Origin of the sequence: Allorhodopirellula heiligendammensis, assembly GCF_007860105.1 — a bacterium.
In the GTDB taxonomy this organism is placed as follows: Bacteria; Planctomycetota; Planctomycetia; order Pirellulales; family Pirellulaceae; genus Rhodopirellula; species Rhodopirellula heiligendammensis.
The window spans coordinates 595750-617379 of record NZ_SJPU01000003.1; the positions used below are offsets into that span (position 1 = coordinate 595750).

At 58.3% G+C, this 21630-nt stretch carries 13 protein-coding genes; 10 read left to right on the forward strand and 3 right to left on the reverse strand.

The genetic code is table 11. The features are described from left to right. Positions 1-25 precede the first annotated feature (25 nt). From ctaF to Poly21_RS22220, 6 genes are read left to right on the forward strand one after another with little or no spacing between them, the layout of a single operon-like run. On the forward strand, positions 26-850 hold the full coding sequence (gene ctaF / locus Poly21_RS22195; protein WP_146409228.1) for an aa3-type cytochrome oxidase subunit IV: 825 nt from the start codon (positions 26-28) through the stop codon (positions 848-850). After that, a complete protein-coding gene (locus Poly21_RS22200) occupies positions 847-1557 on the forward strand; it encodes a cytochrome c (RefSeq protein WP_146409229.1) in 711 nt (236 codons plus the stop codon). Before ctaF ends, Poly21_RS22200 begins: the two co-directional genes overlap by 4 nt. Further along, complete coding sequence (locus Poly21_RS22205) at positions 1550-2080, forward strand: QcrA and Rieske domain-containing protein (RefSeq protein ID WP_146409230.1); 531 nt, start codon at positions 1550-1552, stop codon at positions 2078-2080. The genes Poly21_RS22200 and Poly21_RS22205 overlap by 8 nt, the downstream gene beginning before the upstream one ends. Next, a complete protein-coding gene (locus tag Poly21_RS22210) occupies positions 2077-3684 on the forward strand; it encodes a cytochrome b N-terminal domain-containing protein (RefSeq protein ID WP_146409231.1) in 1608 nt (535 codons plus the stop codon). Before Poly21_RS22205 ends, Poly21_RS22210 begins: the two co-directional genes overlap by 4 nt. Next, the gene (locus Poly21_RS22215) at positions 3681-6008 is read left to right on the forward strand and encodes a cytochrome c oxidase assembly protein (protein ID WP_146409232.1); all 2328 of its coding nucleotides are present in this window, start codon (positions 3681-3683) and stop codon (positions 6006-6008) included. The genes Poly21_RS22210 and Poly21_RS22215 overlap by 4 nt, the downstream gene beginning before the upstream one ends. Positions 6009-6039: 31 nt before the next feature. Next, positions 6040-6534, forward strand: a complete 495-nt coding sequence (locus tag Poly21_RS22220; RefSeq protein WP_302120156.1) for a hypothetical protein — start codon at positions 6040-6042, stop codon at positions 6532-6534. Here the strand turns inward: Poly21_RS22220 and Poly21_RS22225 are convergent. Next, complete coding sequence (locus tag Poly21_RS22225) at positions 6531-7886, reverse strand: outer membrane beta-barrel protein (protein WP_146409234.1); 1356 nt, start codon at positions 7884-7886, stop codon at positions 6531-6533. The two genes, Poly21_RS22220 and Poly21_RS22225, sit on opposite strands and share 4 nt — an antisense overlap. Positions 7887-8455: 569 nt before the next feature. On the opposite strand from Poly21_RS22225, the gene Poly21_RS22230 reads away from it, so the two are divergent. Then, the gene (locus Poly21_RS22230) at positions 8456-12277 is read left to right on the forward strand and encodes a DUF7133 domain-containing protein (RefSeq protein ID WP_302120158.1); all 3822 of its coding nucleotides are present in this window, start codon (positions 8456-8458) and stop codon (positions 12275-12277) included. Positions 12278-12346: 69 nt separating this feature from the next. On the opposite strand, the gene Poly21_RS22235 is transcribed toward Poly21_RS22230, so the two are convergent. Beyond that, entirely contained in the window at positions 12347-13003 is a 657-nt protein-coding gene (locus Poly21_RS22235; protein WP_302120160.1) for a class I SAM-dependent methyltransferase, read from the reverse strand. An 8-nt stretch (positions 13004-13011) separates the two neighbouring features. Continuing rightward, positions 13012-13536, reverse strand: coding sequence for a gamma carbonic anhydrase family protein (locus Poly21_RS22240; protein ID WP_146409237.1), 525 nt, complete (start codon positions 13534-13536; stop codon positions 13012-13014). A 216-nt stretch (positions 13537-13752) separates the two neighbouring features. On the opposite strand from Poly21_RS22240, the gene Poly21_RS22245 reads away from it, so the two are divergent. The 3 genes from Poly21_RS22245 to Poly21_RS22260 all read left to right on the forward strand — a co-directional run bounded on the left by Poly21_RS22245 (position 13753) and on the right by Poly21_RS22260 (position 21353). Then, complete coding sequence (locus Poly21_RS22245; RefSeq protein WP_146409238.1) at positions 13753-14580, forward strand: ThuA domain-containing protein; 828 nt, start codon at positions 13753-13755, stop codon at positions 14578-14580. Between the two features lie 201 nt (positions 14581-14781). Beyond that, complete coding sequence (locus tag Poly21_RS22250; RefSeq protein ID WP_302120163.1) at positions 14782-15687, forward strand: DUF6655 family protein; 906 nt, start codon at positions 14782-14784, stop codon at positions 15685-15687. A gap of 905 nt (positions 15688-16592) precedes the next feature. Continuing rightward, entirely contained in the window at positions 16593-21353 is a 4761-nt protein-coding gene (locus Poly21_RS22260) for a VWA domain-containing protein (RefSeq protein ID WP_302120165.1), read from the forward strand. Positions 21354-21630 lie beyond the last annotated feature (277 nt).

Consider the following 21630-nt stretch of genomic DNA (forward strand, 5'->3'; position numbering starts at 1 on the left):
GTGGGCGGAGACGAGTGAGTAGTTCATGAGTGAAGTCAACGAAGAGTCGGAATCAATTGGCATGCCTGCACCTACGGCATGGCCGATGGTATCCGCTGCAGGCGTGGCGTTGGCGGCGGTGGGTATCGCAACCAATCCGTTCATTTCAGTGGCGGGCGTGATGGTGTTGATGGTCGCCATTGGAGGATGGTTGCGTGAGTTGACGCCTGGTCGAGGGGAAATCGAGGAGACGTGGGTTCCCGTGGATCAGCGTGCTCGCGAGGTCGTTGCGTCGTCGCGCCGTGTTGCCCAGCCACGCGCTGGCCTACCCGGCAACCGCAGTCACTTTCCCGAACGAGTGCACACCTATGCCTCCGGCGTGGTGGGCGGGCTGCTTGGCGGTGGCGTGATGGCTGGTACTGCCATGTTGTATGGTGTCGTCAGTGGCCGCGGAATTTGGTACCCCATCAATATGCTCGCGGGAATTGTCCTGACACGATTTGACGACGTCAGCAAGTTGGAACTGGAGCGGTTCAGCGTGACCGCGTTCATCATCGCGTCGCTGTTGCACCTGACTGCTTCCGCGTTGGTCGGCTTGTTTTTCGAGATTGTCTTGCCGACGCTGCCAAAGTCACCTGTATTTTGGGGCGGCGTGGTCGCCCCTCTGATGTGGACGGGCGTGGTCTATGCGTCCATCGGCATTCTCAATCCGCTGATGAGCGAGCACATTGTGTGGTCGTGGTTCATTGCATCCCAGTTCGCATATGGATTGACAATGGGGATCTACGTCGTGAACGCCAAGAAGGTGCCGGCCAGCCACATCGAGGGTGCTTCAACCGCTGACGGCCGCGATCATGAGAGCCAGTCATGAAGTGGAGTGATATCTCATTTCTGATCGTGCTTGCGGTCGTCACAGGCTGTGGAAAACCAAACCCGGCGGATCGCTATGTTCGTCCGGATCAGATCAGCAATTTTGAAACTCTCTTCGGTCAGAACTGTGCGGGTTGCCATGGAGCAAGCGGGCAATTCGGACCAGCACCCCCGCTCAATGATCCCTTGTTTCAAGCGATCATTTCCGACGAACAACTGACCCACCTCGCCGTGGCCGGCCGAGAAGGCACAATGATGCCAGCCTTTGACAAGGCCCAGGGCGGGACACTGACCGACAAGCAGATTGAGATTCTCGTCCAGGGTATTCGAGCTCGCTGGGCCGGACCTCCCCCGCGGTTAGCAGAGAAGCTTCCCGCATACCAGGTTGATGTCGACGATCCAGCGGGGATTCGGCAGGGAAGCGTCGCCACCGGAGCGGACCTGTTTGCGACTGTCTGTGCGAGGTGCCATGGCGATGAGGGGCACGGTGGTGACGCTGGTTCCATTTCCGGCCGGGTGTTTGGCCAACTCATCAGCGACCAGCTTTTGCGACGGATCATCATCACCGGCCGCGCGGACTTGGAAATGCCGAATTTTATCGACAGTGGTATGGAGTCAGAGTTGGGGCGACCATTGACCGCGCCCGAGATTATCGACATCGCGACCTACTTGCGAGCGATTCAACAGGAGAACGACGAAAATGAATGACCAACGCAATGGTGACTGCCCCTGCCAGGGTGGTGGGTCGGTTTCGCGACGGGGTGCCTTGGAGTGGGGGACTTACGTGCTCGGTGGCTTGGCGGCGGCTGCTACTGGAATCCCGATCGTGGGATTTTTACTGGGGCCATTGACCAAGCATTCCGACCGGTGGATCGCCGCGGGAACCGTCACCGAATTTCCTGAAGGTCAAACGCGGCTGGTCGACTTGGTCAATCCGCTGGGCAAATCAGACGACGGTGAAAGTGGCAAAATTGCGGTCTACGTCCGCCGTGTGGCGGGTGAGCAGTTTCAAATCTTCGCGGTCAATTGCACTCACCTGGGGTGCCCGGTCAATTGGATTCCAACGGCTGGTCTCTTCATGTGTCCCTGCCATGGAGGCGTGTTTTACGACGACGGTTCGCATGCCTCGGGGCCACCGCCGCGGGGACTCTATGAATATGAACATCGCATCGAGGAAGGCCGGTTGATGGTCAAGCTCGGTCACCTCCCCACGCTGCAGCAGCCCGCATGAATACTCTCACCGCCATCAAGAAGAGAGCAATCGCATCGGTTGGCTGGTTGGAATCGAGGCTGCAGCTGCGGCAGTCGATCTGGCCGGTGATGCGGCACCCGATCCCTGCCGAAGTCGCCCACAAGAAAGGGTGGTGGTATGTCTTCGGCAGTGTGACAATGACGTTTTTTCTGTTGCAGGTGGCCACCGGAATCTGTCTGGCAATGGTTTATGAGCCGACAGCTCAATCCGCGTATAACAGCCTGATCGAGCTCAACGAGGTGACGCCGCTGGGATGGCTGATGCGATCGATTCACTATTGGTCGGCCACCGGGATGGTCGTCATGCTGATCGTTCACATGACTCAGGTCTTTTTAATGGGAGCGTTCAAATACCCCCGTGAAGTCACCTGGTTATTCGGGGTGGGATTGTTGGTCCTGACTTTGGGGCTTGCCTTTAGTGGGCAGGTGCTGCGTTTCGACTCCGATTCCTACTGGGGTGTGAGCGTTGCCGCTGCCGCCGCAGGACGCGTGCCCTGGGCCGGGCCATCGATCGTGCACTTGATCTTGGGTGGTGAGATCATTGGTACCAGCACGCTGGGGCGATTCTACGCACTGCATGTGTTCGTGTTGCCGGCGTTATTGGTTCTGCTCCTCGTCGGGCATATTTATTTAGTCGTGAAACGCGGCATCTCAGAACCGCCTGATCCAGACGAGCCAGTCGACCCTGCCACTTACGACGCCAAGTACGAAAAGCTGCTCGACCGCGGTGTGCCTTTTTTTCCGCATGCCGTGTACCGGGATGGGATCGCCTGCGCTGCTGCGGTATTGATCGTGGTGGCGTTGGCTGTGACGCTCGGTCCCAAGGGACCGTTGGCATTGCCGGATCCCACGATCGTGCACGCGGAGCCGCGTCCTGATTGGTACTTCCTGCCTCTGTTCGCAGTGGCGGCGTTGTCACCGGCATCCATGGAAACGTTTTTGATGCTGGGCATGCCTGTCCTCGGTTTGATGGTCCTCGTCGCGATCCCGTTTGTCTCGGGCTCGGGACAACGCAGTGCCAGTCGTCGTCCGGTCGCCGTGCTGTGTGTGACGGTGATGTTCGTGTGTTTGACACTGTTGGGCTGGTACGGTCAGGTCTCGCCGTGGTCACCCCAGATGGACGCATGGAGCAGTGAGGCGGTTCCGACTCGAATCGTGCAACGTCTATCACCACTTGAATTGCAAGGTGCCGTGGTACTGCAGAATAAGGCGTGCCGGAACTGTCATGCGCTCGATGGCAAGGGCGGCCAACGCGGGCCAGACTTGACTGACGTGGGCACCCGACTGAATCGTGATGCGATGATTCGACAAGTTGTCCAAGGCGGTGGAAACATGCCCGCCTACGGTCAGAAGCTCAGCAGCGCAGAGACGAAGGCATTGGTTGCCTTCTTGATGGCGATGCGGCCAGCGGGGCGACCACCGGCAATGATTCCGGCGGCGCCGGCCCCATTGCAAGGCGATCCAGTGCAAGTCGAACCAGTGCAGACTGACACAGTGCAGGCTGACTCAGTGCAAACGGCTCCGCTAGAGGCGGCAGCACCGACTGCTCCAATCGACGCCGACTCCGCAAAATCGGCATCATGAGTCAGGCCGATTGGGTCGCGATCCTGAGTTCGTGGCAGTTCAGTCCGATGGTTCTGCTGGGCCTGACGTTGAGCACGATCATGTACATGCGGGGTTGGTGGCGGTATCGCCAACGACGAACGTCACCGTTCTCGCTGGGACAGGCTGTGTCTTATGTGGCGGGGATGCTCGTCGTTTTCGTCGCCCTCCAGTCGCCGCTGGACACCCTGGCTGGGTTTTCTCTGCAGGTCCATATGGTTCAGCACTTGCTGTTGATGATTGTCGCACCACCGCTACTTCTTTACTCCGCTCCCATGCTTCCGATGATTGCGGGGCTTCCCAAGCGATTGCGCGACGGGTGGATCACGCCATTTGCAACATGGCGTCCACTTCGCCGGGGCATCGCGAAACTCGTCCATCCGGCATGGGCGTGGTGCCTGTTTGTGGCATCGCTATGGATTTGGCACGCCCCTTATTTTTATGGCCTTGCGCTTGAGTCAGATGTGTGGCATCGGTTTGAGCATGGGTGTTTTTTAGCCACATCGGTCTTGTTCTGGTGGCCGGTCGTGCAGCCGTATCCTTCCCAGCCGGTTCTATCCCAATTTTGGCTGGTCCCGTACCTGTTCTTAGCAGGGGCTCAGGGCACCGCGTTGGCAGGCATTTTGACCTTCTCGGACCACGTCTTGTACGCGAACTATGAGACGACGCCCAGCCTGTGGGGAATCGATCCGTTGACTGATCAAGCGGTCGCCGGTGCCATCATGTGGGTGCCGATGTCACTCGCCTTTTTGATCGGGCTGGTCTGCGTGGTGAGTCGACTGATGGCAGGGGGACCAACGGAGCGGCGGAGGAACACGCGTCGCCTTTCACCGCAGCTGGTGGCTGGCCAGCGAAACTTGCCTGTTCACAATCAGGCAGCCAGGACATCGTTCGCTCTCGCCGCACCATTCATCCACGCGGCTAGCCCAACTCGCATCCACCGACTATTTCGCTCTGGTACCACACGGATGTTATTGCGTGTGGGCATGTTTGTGTTGGCATTGCTCGTCATTATCGATGGGATTCGCGGCCCGCAAGTCTCGCCCCTGAACCTCGCCGGCGTGCTGCCATGGATCCATTGGCGCGGTATCCTGGTGCTGACCCTGCTCGTGGGAGGAAACTTTTTCTGCATGGCGTGTCCGTTTACGTCATTGCAAAAGTGCGTGGCCTGGCTAGCGAGGGTTTGTCATGTGCCGTTGCCGCGGCGTCGGCAGTGGCCGATAACGCTCCAAAATAAATGGCTTGCCATTGGGACGCTGGCTCTCTTTTTCTGGGCGTACGAGGCGTTTGCATTGTGGGACCGCCCCTTTTGGACTGCGATGATCGCGATCGGTTTCTTTGTCACCGCGGTTGGGTTCGAATTGTTTTTTGTCCACGCACCTTTCTGTAAGTATGTCTGTCCGATCGGACAATTCAATTTTGTGCACTCGATGATCTCACCTACCGAGATCGCTGTGACCGACTCCTATGCATGCTCGAATTGCAGGAGTAAAGACTGCATCGTGGGAAATGCCAGCTCGCCGGGCTGCCAGACGCAGTTGTTCCAACCGCGCAAGCATGGGAACATGGATTGCACCTTTTGCTTTGACTGCGTGACGGCCTGCCCGCACGATAACGTCGCGTTGATTTCGGTGCCCCGCACTTTGGACTTGACGAGTGATCGGTCGCGTTCGAGCATCCGGCGATACAGCGAGCGTCCGGATTTGGCGGCCGTGATTGTCTTTCTTTTTTTTGCCTCACTGGTGAATGCAGCCTGGATGACAGGCCCGGTGTTGGCTTGGGAAGACCAGCTCGTGCAATGGCTCGGGGTGGGGCGGTTGCCGGTACTGACATTGGGGCTATTCGCTGCGCTGATCGTCGGTCCGTGGATCATTGTGACAACCATGACGCGACGATCTGAAATTGCTCGCTTCGCTCCGGCGCTCATACCACTGGGCTTCGGCATGTGGCTGGCGCACTACTCATTTCATTTTTTTACCAGTGCCGATGCGATACAGGTAGCGGGAGCTCGCATGTGGAGCGACTGGACAGGTGGCGAGTTTTCAGCCGGTCCCGTGGCGTGTTGTTGCTGTCGGGCGGACTCGATTGCGTGGTTGCTGCCGCTGGAGCTGGTTTTTCTGGGGGTGGGATTCTGTATGTCGTTCGTGGTGAGCTACCGGATTGCGCATCGCGAGTCTGAGCAAAATCGAAGGGGATGGCGACCACTGCTGCCCTGGATCTGTTTAATGGTTGTCTTCTATTTCAGTTGCGTGTGGGTGCTGTTGCAGCCGATGCAAATGCGCGGTGCCTTAATGACGGGCATGTGAGATGCGGCCGGTCCTACCTCACACTCCGCTCGTGGTTTTACTCGTCGTTGGCTTGATGACTTCTGCGATGGCATCCCGCGCGATCGCCGACGGTGGCAAGGTGCAGTGGAGTGGTATTGTGGACGGCCGTCGTTATACGGTCTTCACGTCGCCCACACCGCTTCAGCCTGGGATGGTGGACATCAGCGTGTTGATCCAAAACGAATCGGATGGACGCGTGATGCGAGACGCAACGCTGAGCGTCAGGTGTCAAGACCGGCAGAGCGAGCGGGTCGTAGAGGGCCGTGCCAGTCAAGCCAATTCAACAAATCGGCTGCTGCAGTCGGCGAAGCTAGATTTGCCCGTGGCGGGGCAATGGGAAATCGAGATCTGCGACCTTGGGGCAAAGCCCTCGAGCGGACCGCTCGTCAGCTTTGTGGTTATGGTCGCGGATCAACGATTCAGTATCCCATGGACAGCAGCGCTGGTGACAGCGCCGCTGTGGTTCATTGCCATTTATCTACTTCGGGAACGGATCCGGCGTTAGAACGTGAAGATCGCGTCCATACCGAAGATCGCCTTGTTGCGAGCGTTGTCTTCGTTGACGCCTGTTCGGTCGTAGTCAACAATCCAACGCATTTCAGGACGAACCATCAGGTTTGCATTGATGTTGTAGTTGATCCCGACAGTTTGGTTGAACAGGTCAGCGCTGTTGAGTCCGGGGTTAGCTGCCCGTACTTCAGGCGTCGCCCAATTGAAGTATTCCGTACGGCTGCCCAAGGCCAACCGGTCGGTCATCTGATAGATGAAGTAGGTGTTGAGGCCGTAGGTTTGACGAACGAGCGCGTCGGTGGCATCCGTGGTATCGAGGTAATCGAACTGGGTCAAGTTCAGCAACTTATCGGTCAACTGGATGGTCGCGATGAAGCTGTGAATGGAACCTCGCTCGCCGCCAACGTTAGGAGTATTGGTAGCGTTGCTGAAGCGTCCAATGCACGTGGTGTAGAGCAAGCTGAAATTGTCGGTGAACTGGTGGCCAATCCCGCCCAAGAACGCGTCGCCATTATCTTCGAATCCACTATCCCAACCGGATACCCAACCGCCGTACAACGTGGTTTTGTCGTTGTTCATGGTGTGCGTTGCCAGGACACCGGTGTGGGTGAAAGGCTCGGCATTGTAGAAGGTGAACTGGCGGCTGTAGAAGAAGTTGCCGGTTGCTGCCACAACTTCATTGCCGACGATCGTAAAGAAGTGACCGAATTTCACCTTGGTGTCACCGTAGGCGACTTCACCGTAGACCTGTGGGAGTGCGTTGCCGTACGCACCGCCGTTGTCCCACGAGTTGTCCCAGCTGTCATTGGTGACGCCAAACGCCTGGGTATCTGGGGCGTCGGTACCATAGAGATAGTCGATCCGACCCCCGAAACTCAGCCCGTCCGAGCCATCGGTTGCTTTCTCCAGGTAGAGCCACTGCTGCTGCAGTTGCACGCGGTCAGCGTAATTATTGAAGTTAGCGGGGGCACCGCCCGTTCCCAGGATGCCGTTCCCTGTATTGTTGCTGGAGTGGTAGCCGATGTCCGTCCAACCGCCAAAGGACCAACCGTTTCGCTCTTCGAAGAGCGTCCACGGATCGCCAAGTTCCTTTCCGCAGCAGGAGCCGCTGCCGCACCCGCCTGCTGAGTCACAACCGGAGTCGCAGCCGCCCTCACAACTACCTAGACCAAAATCGCCGAGCTCATAGATGGGTTCGACGGATTCACATCCACAAACCGGTTGGCCGCAATCGCACTGCGCCGCGTGCGAAATTAATTGGATTTCGTTATTCTGCTCTGCTGCCGCGGTGCCCGTGTGAATGCCACACGCGATGGCTGCGATGAGCGCAAGTTTAGTAAGCTTCATTGCTGTTATTAACTCCCAAAGTCCGTAATGGATAGTAGTAAAAGGTTCGATAGCATGGGTCCGAATCGCTATCTGATGCCGCCTACATACAGAGAGAAATAACCGCCATGGATCGCTGTCGCCCCACCATCAGATTCCGCAACGCGGAACTTGCGTTTCTCACTGCGTAGGCTGGAGGTGATTCGGCGCCATGCGTCGGTGCTGCTAGGATTGCATATCGGACTCAAGTCAGAAACAATGCAGAATTGTGCACGATTGACCGGCAATCAGTCGCATCTCTGGTTGCGATACGCAGCTCACGAAAAAGAAGCCAACGAGGCTGACTTTGCCGATTACCAAAGATGTGCGGCTGCGCGTGCGGTGGATTGGCGGTGATTTGCACACTGTCGACTGCCAAGGAGCGGGGATCCTTCACTTGACGCGCGAGAGCCGGTATCGGCCTTGCGGCGGCGGCCTAGTATTTGATACCGCAGGGTGTGAAATAATCAAACAGCGGAAATTTGGGGTCGCGGCTCCTAACGCGGTTTTTAGAAGAAGTCTGATTTCTCGCCATGGAAGGCCAGTCAGGAATGTTTGCAAGACGTCAATGGTCGCTGTTTGCCGTATTTGCGGTCGGCATTGCCTCCCCCTTGGGATTGGGGTTACCCATATTCTCTCCTTTCGCCACCGGTTCGGTTGCCGCGGCGACGGAAGCCCAGTGGATTTGGGCCGGTGGGACGGCGGCCGGTCAGGACATCGAAGTCGGTGAGACCTGCTGGTTCCGCAAAGTTCTGAATCTGCGTGTCCGCGGTGAAGGTTTTGTCGAGATCGCGGCCGACGATGATTACGAGGTCCGGGTCAATGGTCGTGTGATTGGCAAGGGGCAATCGTATCGCCAGATGCAGGAGTTCGAAATCTCCGACTACCTGGAAACGGGCCGCAATGTCGTTGCGATTCGAGTCAAAAACACGTCCGGACCAACCGCGGCGCTAGTCGCCCGCGTCTCAATTCGTCCCGAAGACGAAGACAAATGGTACACATTCAGTTCCGATGAAACTTGGCGGACGAGTCTCGAAGAGCAGGGCATGTGGGACAATCCCACATTCAACGATCGGACCTGGGAGTCCGCTTCGGCGTTCGGCGTCTTGGGCGAGACGGTGCCTTGGGATCGTGAACAGACCGTAGCGGTCGAATCAGAAAAGGAGCAGAGCGAACGATTCCAAATTCAACGGGGCTTCGGCGTCCAACGCGTGCTCAATGACGAGCAAGTCGGTTCCGTCATCGCGATGGCATTCGACGAGTTCGGTCATGTCGTGTTGTCGCAAGAACAGGGGCCACTGCTGATTGCCGTTGACCGTGACGATGATGGCGTCCCCGAGGATGTCCGCACCTATTGCGACCAAGTTGAATCTATCCAAGGCATCTTGCCGCTCAACGGTGAGGTGTTTGTCACAGGCAAAGGCCCCGATGGCACCGCACTCTACCGGCTCAGCGACAAGAACCGCGACGGTACGTTGGAAACAGTCAAAACACTCATGAAGTTCCGAGGCGAAGGCGGCGAACATGGCCCACACGGGCTGCGTCTGGGACCTGACGGGATGATCTACGTATCTCTAGGCAGCTATGTACAACCCGTCGGCAAGACCGGCGAAGGGGAAACATTGCGAGATACTTACGAAGGCGATCTATTGCCCCGGTATGAAGACCCGGCCGGACATGGCCGTGGCATCCAGGCTCCGGGTGGGACGATCATCCGGACCGACATTGAAGGCAAAGTGGTCGAGCGTGTCGCCGGTGGATTACGGAATACCTACGACCTGGCATTCCATCCATCAGGCAGCCTGTTCGTGCATGATGCCGACATGGAAGCCGATTTGGAAACGCCGTGGTATCGACCCACCGCATTGATGGAGATCACCGAAGCGGGTGAGTTTGGGTGGCGTCCAGGTTGGGCAAAATGGCCCGAATACTACTACGATCGATTACCAAACCTGCTTGATACCGGTCGGGGAAGTCCCACGGGCATCGAATGCTATGAGCATCACATGTTTCCCGTGCGGTACCATGACAGCCTGTTCTTGGCAGATTGGTCGGAGGGACGCATCCTGAATGTTCGGCTCAAACCCGATGGCAGCGGATACTCAGCCGACAGCGAAGTCTTTCTCAAGGGCACACCCCTAAACGTGACCGACCTCGCCGTCGGCGCCGACGGTGCATTGTATTTTTGTACCGGCGGGCGCGGGACTGCCGGAGGTGTGTATCGCGTTGTCTATCAAGGCAAAGTGCCGGACGCGATGAAGCAATTAGGTACCGGTATCGCAGCAGCAGTTCGTCAACCGCAGCTCGACGCCGCGTGGGCCCGACAAGCCATTGCCACCGTCCGTCATGAACTTGGAGATGACTGGGACCGCCAGGTCGCAGGCGTCGCCTACAGTGACGAAAACCCGGCCGCCTACCGCATCCGCGCCATCAACTTGATGCAGATGTATGGACCCGTTCCCAGCGAAGAACTTCTCGTTGAACTCTCCAGGACTGCCAATGAAGCGGTTCGTCGCCGGGCGACGATGCAGTTGGGTTTATCGCCGTCCAAGGGTGCTGCCAGACGATTGGAGGAACTGCTCAGCGACGGGGACTCTCGTGTCGTTCGCACCGCCTGCGAAGCGATTCTCCGCAGCGAGCAGTTTCCCAGTGATCCCGAGGCTGTGCTGGCATTGCTCGCCAGCCGCGACCGCAATGTCTCCTTCCTGTCCCGGCAGGTACTACAGCGATTGGCCGTCGATACCTGGAAAGATACCGTTCTCAGTTCCGACGATACTCGCACCGCGATCGTTGGCATGCTGGCCTTGGTCGCTGCCGACCCCACCGCCCAGACAGGCCGTGAAGTGCTGCAGCGAACCGACAAACTGATGCAGGGTTTTCTCAGTGATAAAGACTTTGTCGATACGCTGCGATTGTGCCAGGTCACGCTGGCTCGTTGTCAGATCGAGCCCGCTGAAGTTCCGTGGCTGAGAGATCGAATCGCAGCGGAATTCCCATCGGGAGATTCCCGCATCAACCACGAATTGATTCGCCTGGCGACATATCTTCAGGCGGAAGCGATTGTGCCTCGAGCGATGGAGTACATCGAATCGGATGCTCCCAAGCTCGATCGAGTGCTGACGGCGATGTGCCTGCAGTTTATCGATCGCGACTGGTCGGCCCAAGAACGTTTTGCAATGCTGAAAATGTACGAACGTATCGCCAGCGAAGACTCCGAAGGATCGCTGCCGATGTACATGGTCGCCGTGACTCGCGACTTTTCTCGCCACCTGTCCATTGACGACGTCCAAGCTATCCTCGATGAGGGAGCTCGTTGGAGAAATGCGGCTCTCGGAGCGATCTTCCGTCTCCCCCGCCCCATCGATGACGCGACCGCTGCCAAGCTGCGAAGCCTAGATGACCAACTCGTTGCTGAACCGCAGATCGATGATGTGCACCGCCGACTGCGGACCGGCATCATCGCCATGCTCTCAACGGCTGAGGACGACGAGTCTGCCGAGCACCTTCGTAAAATATGGCGTACCGAGCCGGAACGGCGTGCCGTCGTATCCTTGGCACTGGCGCAGAAACCCGACGGTGAGAACTGGGACTACCTCGTTCGCAGCCTGAACATTCTCGACGGTCCCTCGGCCGAAGAGGTCGTGACGAGGCTAAAGGAAGTCCCCATTGCCACCGACGATCCGATGGCACTTCGCGCCTTGGTGTTGATGGGACTGCGTGCCGAGCAGCAGGGCACTCCGTTTGAAAAAGTCGAGCGGCTACTGGAACATTGGACCGGCATGCAGCGCCCGACCGGCGCCGCCCCGACGATGGAATTGTGGCAGCGTTGGTATGCGAAAACATTCCCCGATCGCCCCGCAGCCGAGTTGCCCAGTATCGACGAGTCGAAATGGGATCTCGAACAACTGCTGACCTATCTCGAGTCTGACGACGGTGAGGCGGGTGACACCAATGCGGGGCTGGCGATTTTCCAATCTGCCCAATGTGCGAGTTGCCACCGCCACGAGGGAACAGGAGTGTCCATCGGTCCCGATTTGACCAACCTCGCCAAACGCTTTACCCGGCGCGAGATTCTCGAGTCGATTCTGCATCCGTCGCACGTCGTCAGTGACCAATACGCCAGCAAGCAAGTTGTGACCACATCTGGTCAGGTTCACGTTGGTATGGTCAGCAATATCGGTGATGGGCTGCAAGTCCGAGATGCTAAGAACGAGATCACGATGATTCCGCATGATGAAGTGGATTCGGTGGTACCCAAGGGCACCAGCATCATGCCGAGCGGTTTGGTCGACAATCTCACGCAGACTCAAGTGCGGGACTTGATGGCGTACTTGGGGCTGGTTCGTCCCATCGAAATCGCCACCCGTCCGTAGGATTTCGGAAGTGACTGATGTCTTGCCTGTGACCCACCCGTCCGGGCGAGACGGTGCGTTTTTGCCGTTTCAGGCCCGTGAGACGGCACGCCAGGCCCTCATATCGTTGGGGCCACAGAACTGCAACAGGATCGCGCCGCGGGCGGCGTACCGGTCGAATACCTGTTCATGAAATTGGTCTTCTCCCGGCCAGGGGTAGCTGTAGACAACGGCAAAATCATCGACTCCCAACCCCAACTCGCGATACGCCGATTCGGTAAGGTGCCCCAAACTGGGGAGTGTCGGGTCATCGGCCAGATCTTCTGCTCCGGGTGGCAAGAAGTTTCCCAACACCAGTTCGGGTGAAGACGCAGTGGGCCCAGCGGTATCCGCTCGCAGTGGCCCACACCAATCTGCGAGCGTCTGCCGACCATGCTCGATCAGAACGGCTTCGGATTCGATCCCCACAGCCTCCCAACCAAGTGCATCAGCCATCAATGTGACGGCAGCAAAACCGCAGCCCCACTCGACAAAACGGTTGCCGATCAGCATCTGGGATTCACGAATCCATGCGAGCGTCTGGTAGACGAGCTGGTAGTCGGCCGCAACAAATTGCTCGATTTGGGGCATGTCCCAGCGGTCTTGGAACGCCTCGATCCGACATCGCAGGTCGTGCACCATCGCGTGGACAGGCGCTGGAAGGGGCCGAACGTCGAGCTGACGGGGCAGTTCAATGGATTGCAACATAGGGGGCTTTACGAATTCTCGTCCTGGTACCAACTTGCGTACATCAGGTAATTGGTGGCAATTTTCTCGATCATCTCACGGGCTTGCTCAGGATCGACATCCTTGATACGCCGCGCCGGCGTGCCTGCGTAGAGGCTGCCGGGTTCGATTTGAGTTCCCGACAAGACAACCGATCCGGCCCCAATGATCGAGCCTTCGCCAATGTGAACGTGATCGAGGATGACGGAGTTAATACCGATCAAGCAGTGCTGGTCGATGCGGGCGCCATGGACACACACGTTGTGGCCAATCGACACATTGTCGGCGATTTCGATCACCGATTTCTGATACAGTGTGTGGAGTACCGTCCCGTCCTGAATATTGACGCGATTGCCAATTCGAATCGAGTTAACATCCCCGCGGACCACGGTGCTGAACCAAACCGAACAATCGTCGCCCATGATCACGTCGCCAACGACGACAGCATTGTCTGCGAGGTAGCAGCCACGTCCAAACTGGGGGGTGAAGCCGCGTACGGACTTGATTACAGGCATATCGGGTTGGGACGACGTGGGCGGCGGTAAGTAACTGCAAATGACAGAGCGGGTAACCGCGTTCATCTGAACGAGGACTGCGTCAAATTAGTAGTGGATTCCATGCTTTGGCGCGTGCAACTACCCTGGATGGGACGCGTGTTAGTGGCTTGTTGTCGCGTTATAAGCTGAAGCGTCTGAGAGTGTAGCGAAATTTCCAACTGAGACTGAGTACCGATGCAACTACTGAAAAACGCCCTCCTCTGTCTGAGCGTACTGCTGATCTGTGAGACCGCCTTCGCGAAAGCGACGTTGGCGGATGACGCTAAGCCACACATCGTGATGCTGATCGGCGAGCGGGAATACGACACCAAGACCACTTTGCCGAAGTTTGCCAGAGAGCATCTTGCTGGCGATTACCGCGTTTCGTTTGTGTACGCCAATGAAGACGATCCCAATGCTTTTGATGGGATTGAAAAAGTTCGGCACGCAGACGTTTTGTTGGTCAGCGTCCGGCGACGCACTCTGCCTCAAGAACAGCTTGACGTCATTCGAGCATACGTGGGAGGCGGGAAACCAGTGATTGGCATTCGCACCGCCAGCCACGCGTTTTCGGTTCGCAACCAAGACGTTCCCGAAAAACACGCCCAGTGGCTCACCTGGGATCAGGATGTCTTTGGAGGCAACTACACCAATCACTACGGCAAGGATCTCGAAACAACCGTCGACCTAGTCGCCACGGGGACCGTACCGTCAGCGTTATTGCGTGGGCTATCCGCTGATCTGCCGGCAAAGGCCGGTGGCACGCTGTACAAGGTCTCGCCGTTAGCGGCCAACACGGGTGTACTGCTGGATGGTGAGGTTCCCGGCCACGCCAGCGAACCGGTCGCGTGGACATTTCGACGCGGTGACGGCGGAGTTTCATTCTATACGTCGCTCGGGCACGCCGACGATTTCGCCGGGCTAGTCCTGCCACGATTGCTGGTCAACGCGATCGCCTGGTCGATAGTGGAGACGGCGAAGGCGGATGGAGGGACGGCACTCGGCCCGGTGGAATCCGACTGAAACACGGCAGTCGGGTGCGCTCCAGGAATGGGGCGGTTCACAATGAGCTTGCTCCGGCCGAGTTGAATTTGGTATCCCCATCAGCGTTGAGATCCAGCTTCGACCAATTGTCGCCCAGGTTGTTATCAGTAGCCTCTGGTGGTGATTGCCCACCCCGAAACTCCATTGTTGTAGCGAACGTCTTGCGTTTGCGTCCCACCCGTGCGTTTGCATCCCGTTGTTCTATCGCCTCGTCATGAAAACAAACTCGCTTGGCAGGGCGTGTTTCTGGTGATGCTATCGGCCTGGATCATGGTGTGCGGTGGTTGTGGGACGACCAAAGAGCAACTGGCCACCCAGCAACTGCTCTTGTCTGATGCGGTGGACCGCAGTGTTTCGACCATCGATTTCCGACCGCTTAGCGGTCAGAAGGTCTTTCTCGATGCGAGCTACCTAAAGTCGGTCAAAGGCGATTTATTTGTCAACGCAGACTACGTGACGAGCTCGCTTCGGCAGCAAATCATGGCTGCGGGATGTTTGCTGCAGGAAACTGACAAGGAAGCAGATATCATCATCGAGGCTCGAATCGGTACCCTCGGCGCCGACGATCACCGAGTCACCTATGGTATTCCAGAAAACAATGCGCTCGGATCAGCTGCGACGCTGGTGCCCGGGGCCCCTCAGGTCCCCCAGATACCCGAGCTGGCGCTCGCTCGCCGCGATTCTCGTGAGAGTGCGGCGAAAATTGCGGCATTCGCCTATGATCGCGAAACACGCCATGCTGTCTGGCAGTCAGGCATCAGCCAATCCCGCTCGACGGCGAGGGACACGTGGGTGATGGGTGTGGGGCCGTTCCAAGCGGGGTCGATTCGTAAGGAGACTCGCCTGGCGGGCAGCAAACTCCTTAAATTTGGGCGATCCGAAACGGGGTCGCCGCCGAAATTCTTTGACCGGCCGCCCGTCGACTACACCGCCGAGACGAGATTCGACGACGGCTGGCCCGTTCTGTCGTCGCCCAGCGATAAAGGAGATGGGATGATCCCCGGAGCGGGCTTGGTTCCCGGCGACGACCTACCACCCATGATCGCCGCCGAGGTGGATGCCGAGCCGAAAGTGGTCACGCGCTGATTGCGCGACTGCAGTGAGCGGCCACGAGCTCGATCGATTCCGCTGCGCCGTTGCCGGATCGCCGGCTCCTTACGCGACAGCTGATTTGGCGGCCTGCGCCGCGTTCCCGTGCCGATACGGACCGGACGTACTAGCGATGAGCGGTCGGTTCCCAAGAAAAACTTGACGCGGCTGTGCGTCGAAACGCGGGAACCTGGCCGGCGCGCCGGGTATTGAATCAGCCCCACGCCGGGCGTGACGATGGATAGAACCTTCCATCGCGTTGACCCTTGGTATAGCATAGAGGGCTGTCAACCCCCGATAAATGCGTTCGAAGGTGTGTTTGTCGCGAATAACTGCAGCAGAAACCGGAGCCTAATGTGATGAGCGCGGATTGGTTTTACATGAGCAGCGGGTGGTTTCACAAAGCCAAACGTGTAGGACCACTCACGGACCAGGATCTGCTTCTGCGGATTGATCAAGGTAAGATCCGACCTGAGACTTTGGTTCAAGGGCACAAGACGCGTGGGCGATGGGTACCGATGAGCTCCGTCGGCCCCGCGATGGCCAGATGGCGTCAATCGCATCCAGACAACGAGGAGCGCGCGAGCTAGGCTCGCCTCCATGCTCCATTTCGGGGTGGTCAGGCCAGTGCACCCCCGCTGTCGCGATAACTTCGCGTCCACAGCCTTCTTTTGGCATCAAAATCGCGTTATCTGTGCGTTGGAACGCTCCTCGGGAGCAATTGCAGCGGGTCGCTGTGGTGTTTCGCAACACGTGTTGCAAAATAATACACCTCACAACCCGACCTTTTCTGCGCTCGCTAGCCGATAACAAGCGTTTTTTCGTGGAATCTCCGTTTTTAAGAAATAAACTGAGAGTAGCGAGTCTCACACCTCTGTCCTCTTCTCCATCTCGAGCCACTGATGAAGATGCTATCAGCCTTTTCTCCTCCGACGGTCCCGTCATCGGCACCTCTGCCACCGAAATCTCTGCTGCACCACGTGCCCCGCATCACCGCGGCGTTCGTGCCCGGCAGCGTTCGTCTGCACCGATTCACCCGGGTTGTCGTGGCTGGGGTCTTGTTTGTCGGAATTGGCGCGGCGGCGGCACCTGTCGAGGCAGCCTCGCCAGCGACCGGAGAGTCTGGTTTGAAGGTGGCCACCACCACGCGGATCGCGAGCAACCAAGGCCAGGCAGATTCGCAAGCCATCGCGATTTCAGTCCAGCCGAGTGCCGACGAGGCGATGATGGCGGCGGCCTCGAATATCCCAACAGATGTTGTCGTGATGGTGGACACATCGGCAAGTCAAGTTGGCGATTTCCGAACGGATTCGCTGACGGCCGTTAAGATGCTGCTGCGTCGACTGGAGGATCAGAATACTCGCGTCCAGTTATTCGCCGGCGACGTCGATGCGGTTGCGTTGACGGACCAGTTCACTCCCGCCCTCGCCTCGGAGGTGATTGCGGGCGTCAAGCAACTCGATCGCAGACTGCCGTTGGGCAACACGAATCTGGGTGCCTTGCTTGACCGGGCTGCGTCTTCGTTGGCTCAACGCAGTGACGACCACGCTCGTTCGATCATTTACATCGGTGACGGCACCTCATTGGACTCGACTCAAGATGCGGCTCGTTTTGAGCGATTGGTTGACTCGTTGCGAGCTGAACACATCACTGTTCATGCGATCGTGGTAGGTCCGACCAAGAATCTCGCGACAGTCGGAATCCTGGCAAATCAGACTGGCGGAGTCATTGGAGTGGTGGGAGACGATTCCGCTCAGAGTGGTGCTGCGGTGATCGCCCGCGGTGTCGCAGACTCTGCCCACATGGCACCGATCTGGATTGAACATGTGGGGAACAACGACGCCTCGGCAGAGGCGGGGTCGATCAGCTGGGTACATGGGGACCGATTCCCACCCCTGCGACTCGATCGCGATGCAATCTATCTCGGAACTCTGCCAGCTGCTGCGAAGGAAGTGTCCTTGACGCTCAGTGGGCAGGCGGGCGGACAAGCGATCAAGCTGCAACTCACTGGCGATATCGAAGCCAGCAACCCTGACATGGCGTTCCTGCCTGGCTTGATTGCGGACCACAACGCCGGCCACGGATTGATGCTGCCGACAGCGGGATCACCGATGCTACGACAGACAGCGGCGATGCTCACCCAGCGAGCCGAAACACTCACCGAAGCAGGCAGCATGGCGTTGCAGCAGGGTAACTTGCGAGGGGCCAAAGCGATTGCGGAAAAAGCGTTGCGTGATGATCCTAATAATCCGCAAGCAAAAGCACTATTGGAACTATCGGACCCTTCTCAGCAAACCCTCATCGTCCAAAACCCCGGCGGTGAGGAATCCATGGAGGATTTATTCGGCGAAGATGCGGGCAACCCCTTCGGCAACGCTGCCGACGACGCGTTCGGTGGTGATGCCGCCGGCGAGGCCAGCGACCCGTTCAGCGATGACTCGGCTGCAGCGGCAGAGCTTCCCGCTGGCGGCAGTGATGCTGCGATGGACAGCGATGATCCGTTCAGTGAACCCGCTGGAGCAGGCCAACCGGCCGAAGCCCCTGCCGCTGACGACCCATTCGGCGCAGCCGAGCCGGCTCAGCCAGCCGCTCCGGCGAATAATGCGGGGCTCGACGAGGCAGCAGCACCGTCGGCAACGGTGGATGATCCCTTCGGTGCCGGTGATGCACCAGCTCCCGTGCAACCACTTGATTCACGTCCTGTGAATCCGCCAGCTGGGATGGGAGCCCCTGGGAATTTCGGTGGCTCGATGATGGACATTCCACCGGGTGATGACGAACTGCGCGAAACCGGCGGGGAATTGCTGCAGAACGTTGATAGCCTGCGTTCACGTCAAGAAGGACGACTCCGCGCTGAAGTCCGAGCCCAACTCCGCGAAGCGACGCGTCAGATTCGACAAGATCCCGTCGGTGTGGCGGGGCGGCTGAAGAGTTTGCTCGCACGTGTGCAAACGACTCCCGATATTGATCCTCAGCTGCGTCGGGAATTGGTCGGCGAAGTTCGTGCCGCGATTCAAAACGCATCCTCGCGAGAAGCTCGGTTTCTCGAACAGCAAGTGAACTTGGAGGCTCAATCGGCTGCCGCGACCTCACAGGCTCGTCTGCTCGACGAAACCTTCCGGCGTGAGGCCCGCTTGAAAACACTCACCGCCCAGATGAATGCGTTGATCGATGAAGGTCGCTACACCGAAGCGGACGGGGCGGTTTCGTTGGAGATTGCTAGAATCTCAGGCGATACGATCACTTTCGATAGTGTGTTGGGACGTCACGTGACCGATCAAACACTCGCGCTGCAGACGTTCGCACGAGATCGTCGCTACCGCGAATTGCGGGAACGTAACTTCATCGATGCCATGTCGCTGGTCCTGAAATCTGCGATCCCGTTCGTGGACGATCCCCCGATCGTTTATCCCGATGCCGACGTGTGGCAGCGGCTCAGCCGCCACCGGATTGAACGTTATGGTGCGATCGAATTGGTCGGCGATAGCGAAACGGAACGTCGCATTGAGTCTTCACTCGATGATGAAACTTCACAGCGATTCCCAGACACGCCACTCAATGAAGCGGTGCGTATCATCGCCGAGGCTCATGACATTCCTATCTTGATCAATCGGACGGCTCTGGAAGGCATTGGATTGACCGAGGATACCCCAGTTAATATTTCACTGGAAAACGTTTCCTTGCGATCGTTCCTGCGGCTGATGCTGCGGGACCTCGAATTGACGTACATGATTCAGGACGAAGTGTTGAGCATCACCACCCGTGACGATGCCGATACCAACCTGGTGACCAAGGTTTACCCTGTCGGTGACCTCGTCGTCCCCATCATTCAGATGGGCGGCATGGGCGGCGGCATGGGTGGCGGCATGGGTGGCGGCATGGGCGGCGGCATGGGCGGCGGCATGGGCGGCGGCATGGGCGGCATGGGTGGCGGCATGGGCGGCATGGGCGGCGGCATGGGTGGTATGGGCGGCGGTATGGGGGGCGGCATGTTCGTGATCCCCGACGAGCATTCCCTACGTGACAAAACTGGCCAGGCTGCACCCAAATCAGCCGACCAGACGACCAAGCCGGCGATCTCACGCGATGCCAACGATTACGCTCCGATTCGATTAACCGCCAAGGAGGGTCAGTCTGTCGACGATCTGTGGCGTAGCTACTTCGCTGGACTCAAGATCGATTCGGTCGAACAGTTGACCGTGCTCGATCGACGCGTCAAAGCGACTGTGGGCGAACTGAATGTCAAAGCAGCGGCATTCCAAGCTGACGGTGACGATTCGAGTTCTCGTGCGAAATTCGATGAAATTCGCGCAGTCATTGCCGGTGCGATCTCAGCAGGTCAGATCCAGCCCTGGATGTATCAAGCCTACGCAATTGCGTTGGTGGCGATCGACGCACCTGACTCTGAGGTGGAGCGTGCGTTGCTCTCAGCAGTGGACTTCGCCGAAACCCCCGATGACGTGCTCAACGTGATTGGGCGACTCGAATCGATTCGCCGTGATGCAGTGGCGTTGAAATTGTGCCGACAGTTGTCAGCAGTCGATCCCGACCGCCGCGAACCCTACGTGACGGGCCTGCGGCTGGCCAAACGACTCGATAGTCCCAGTGATCTCGCTTGGGCTTGCGAAGGCGTGCTGGGACAAGCATGGCCCGAACAGATGCAACCACTGGTTGACGAAGCTCGGCTGCTCGCTCGGGCGACGCACCAGGAACTCGTCGAGAGCGGCGATACCGAGGCTGCAGCTATGTTTAGCGAGGCACTCCGGCGTGCCACCTCGCACGATGTGATCGTGCGGGTGTGCTGGACTGGCGATGCCGATATTGACCTGGCCGTCGAAGAGCCTGCGGGAACCGTCTGTTCGCTCGATACACCCGTCAGCGCCGGAGGTGGAACGTTGTTGGGCGATGCCTTCCCTGGCGTGGGAAATGATCCGTCCGGGCAAATCTGTGAAACATATCTCTGCCCACGAGGTTTCAGTGGCGAATATCGTCTTTCACTCAATCGGATCTGGGGCAACGTTGCTACCGGTAAAGTCACCGTGGACATCCTCACGGATGTGGGACGGCCCACCCAACGTGTGATTCACCAGCAGATCCCATTGATGGAGAAAAACGCTCGGGTAATCTTCGAGGTTAAATCGGGACAACGGCATGAGGAACTCGCCCAAGCCCAACTCGCTCACCTCGCCGACTTTGGTCGCAAGGCAGAGCGGGAATTGCTCGGTCAGTTTGCCGGTCCAACTGTGGGCGGTGGCAACAATGCCGCGATGCAGCAGTTTCTCCGTGATTTCCCAGCTTTGGCGGCTTCATCTTCCTCCGATGGTTATTCCCCGATTGGTGGGGGCGCGTTGGGCCTCGGTCCGGGCGGGTTCGGCCCGGGAGGATTCGTCCCGCAGGGCGCCGTAGGATATCAGCCGGTCATCGAGACCATTCCCGAAGGAGCGATGTTGATGGCCCTCGCGATCATCTCGGCAGACCGCCGCTACGTGCGAATCACACCTTCCCCTAGTTTCATGCAGATTGGTGAGATCTACACGTTCAACTTCGTCTCGGGTGAGACGGGAACGAGCGGTACCGGCACCGGCGGTGGTACTGGCGGCACGGGAGGCGGCACTGGTGGTGCTACGGGAGGCGCAGCCGCCGGGGGCGGCGGCGTGTTCTGAGCCCCAGCACCGCAGTTACGTTGGGCTGCATCTACTCTGCAGCATGGCGTCCCAATGGGCTCATTTGTGTCAGCAACGGTCTACCAAGGCCATTTCATTCGAAGCCATCGGCCCACCGCGGGTCGGTGGCTTTTTGCATGCCATACCGGCGACGCGATTCGCCCGCAGCACAGCCGTTTTCCCGCCACGACGCTGGGCCCTTCGCCCGAAATAACGAGCAAAATTGCTTTGAGCTGGTGATTTCACGGCGATGCGACGGAAATTCGATCGAAATTCC